A 2377-nucleotide genomic window follows, 5' to 3' on the forward strand; every position below is an offset into this window, starting at 1 on the left:
AGGATGCTGGCTGCAGCGACGGCGCGTGCCGTCATTGCGTCCGAGGCTGCGACCGGCACCAGTATCGGCGCTGCCTTGCTGGCGTCGGACCAAAGAACGGTCCAAGGCAAAGGCGAAAGGATGGAACCGCCGGCCGACCCAGCCTGGGCGATTTATGCGCGCTCATGGCGCGCGGCTGTCGACGCGCGGGGCTGATCACAAAATCCGCTTGCCGAAAGCCGACATGACGAAGTTGACGGTGTCTATCGCAATCCGCGGCTCCAAACCTGATGTCAGGCCGGAAACATCCATCGACAACAGCCCGCCGGACAGCGCGATGGCCTCCATCGCCTGATGCGTTTCGCGCACCGTGATGCCGCCGGAGCCAGCCTCCCAGCCGGCGAATTCGGTCACCTGAGGCGAATAGCTGACATGGAAGCCTTGCGTGCCGGAGGTGGCGATGCGGATCGCCTCGTGCATCAGGTCGCGCATGCCCATGGCGTCGATGTCGGTCATGGTGAATGCGGAGACGCGCGAATCCTTCAGCACCCGGGCTTCGGCCGGATCGGCATGGCGCAGCCCGACGATGACGACGTTTTCCGGCGACAGTTGCGGCTGCAGCGCGCCGGGCTTGTGATCGAGTCCGAGCGCGCGCGCCAGCACCGAACGTTCCGGCAGGTCGATGCCGTCTTCGCCCTCGGGCATCAGCGCGGCGATGGAATCGATCCAGATCAGGCCAAACGAGTGTGTCGCCCGCGCGGTCATCGTCAGCGCCTTGTGGGCGATGCGCCGGTCACTCCCGGCGGTGAGCCGGACCAGGCCGGATGGGGGTCGCTCGATATCGGCCAGCTCGACGACATCGAAATTCATCGCCTCCAGCCGGGCGCCGGTCGCTTCCCTGGCGAGGATGCCGGCGGCCGCCGGTTCGGCTGTGATCTGCACCATCTTGCGGCCGGAGAAATCCTCGACATCGTGCATCGGGGCCTTTTCGACATATTCCGAGGTCATCGCCAACAGCATGGCGCCGTAGCTCATGCGGAAGGCGACACGGTCGCCGACGGCGGGTGGCGGGTCGGCGTCGGTTACATCGAGGAGCAGATGATCGCTGGAGGCGCCGAGCACCCGCACGCCCTTGGCAATCGGCGTCAAACCTTCGATCAAAACGTCCTCGCGGCCGATATTGGCGATGGCGCGCAACCTGTCGCCCTCGTCGGGAAACACCGGCTGGTTGCCGAAAGCGTCGTAGCCGGATTGGCCGATCGGCCGCGACGGCTTCAGCTTGACCTCGATGATGTCGCTGGTCAGGCGGCAGGCATCGGGTTCCAGTTCGGCCCACGGCGTCTCGCGGAAGGTTTCGACGCCACCCTGCAGGATTGCTTCGCCGACCCGCAGATTGTTGATGCCGGCGGGCAGCAGGCCTTCGAGCAGCAGTGTCAGCGACGATGACGCCCCGCCTGATATCCAGTCGAGCCTTGCGCCGGACAGACGCTCGGCCTTGTAGGCATGGGCGACAAGTTGCCCGAGATTTTCCTCCGTCGGCATGATGGCGCCGAAGCAGCCGAGATTGGTGCCGATGCCGGCGATGCGCACGCCCTTGAGTGCCAGTATCTGCTCGACAGTGGGCACGAGATCGTTCGGCCAGATGCCTTCCCTGAGGTCGCCAAGATCGATCATCAGCATGATGTCGTGGACGCGGCCCATGCGCGCGGCGATACGCGACAGCTCGCGGATGGTGGCGAGTTCGGATTGCAGGCTGATGTCGACGGTGCGGACCACCTCCTCGACGCGCGCCATCGGCGGGCTGCGCAGCAGCATGATCGGCGCATTGATGCCGCTGTCGCGCAGGCGGCGGATGTTTTCGAAGCGCGATTCAGCGATGCCGGCGACGCCGCCACGGAGCATGGCTCGCGCCACCTGCGGCATGCCGCAAGTTCCCTTGGTGACGCCGAAGACCTTGATGCCGGACAGGGCGCAGCGGTCGACGACCGTGCGTGCATTGCGCTCGATGCAGCCAAGGTCGATGGCGACTTGCGGTCCGGACATGATCTAGCCTTTGTAGACGAGCCCTTGCGGGTCGATCTCCGGCTTGCGGCCGGAGACCACATCGGCAAGGAATCTTCCGGAACCGCAGGCCATTGTCCAGCCGACATGGCCGTGGCCGGTGTCGAGGTACAGATTCCTGTAGCGCGCTTGGCCGATGACCGGCACCGAGCTTGGCATCATCGGCCGCAAGCCGGCCCAGAGCTCGGCCTTGTTCTCGTCGAAGGCACCCGGGAACAGATCGTTGCCGGTCCTGAACATGGCGGCGAAATCGCTCGGCTTGTGGGTGCGGTCGAAGCCGGTGAACTCGGCTGTCGAAGCGAGCCGCAGCCGGTTGCCGAGCCTGGAATAGCCGATG

2 protein-coding genes and 1 pseudogene are annotated in these 2377 nt (G+C 65.5%); 1 reads left to right on the top strand and 2 read right to left on the bottom strand.

Annotation, left to right across the window (positions count from 1 at the left end):
* Positions 1 to 195, top strand: a pseudogene (locus tag EOA86_RS30890) (carbohydrate kinase); the annotation flags it as partial.
* Here the strand turns inward: EOA86_RS30890 and EOA86_RS30895 are convergent.
* Together EOA86_RS30895 and EOA86_RS30900 are read right to left on the bottom strand one after the other, a co-directional pair.
* The gene (locus tag EOA86_RS30895; RefSeq protein ID WP_128345076.1) at positions 196 to 2022 is read right to left on the bottom strand and encodes an alanine racemase; all 1827 of its coding nucleotides are present in this window, start codon (positions 2020 to 2022) and stop codon (positions 196 to 198) included.
* 3 nt (positions 2023 to 2025) lie between these two features.
* Positions 2026 to 2377: FAD-dependent oxidoreductase (locus tag EOA86_RS30900; RefSeq protein WP_128345078.1), on the bottom strand; the 352-nt coding region annotated here is incomplete at its 5' end.

This window comes from Mesorhizobium sp. M5C.F.Ca.IN.020.32.2.1 (genome assembly GCF_004023105.1).
GTDB classification, from domain to species: domain Bacteria; phylum Pseudomonadota; class Alphaproteobacteria; order Rhizobiales; family Rhizobiaceae; genus Mesorhizobium; species Mesorhizobium wenxiniae.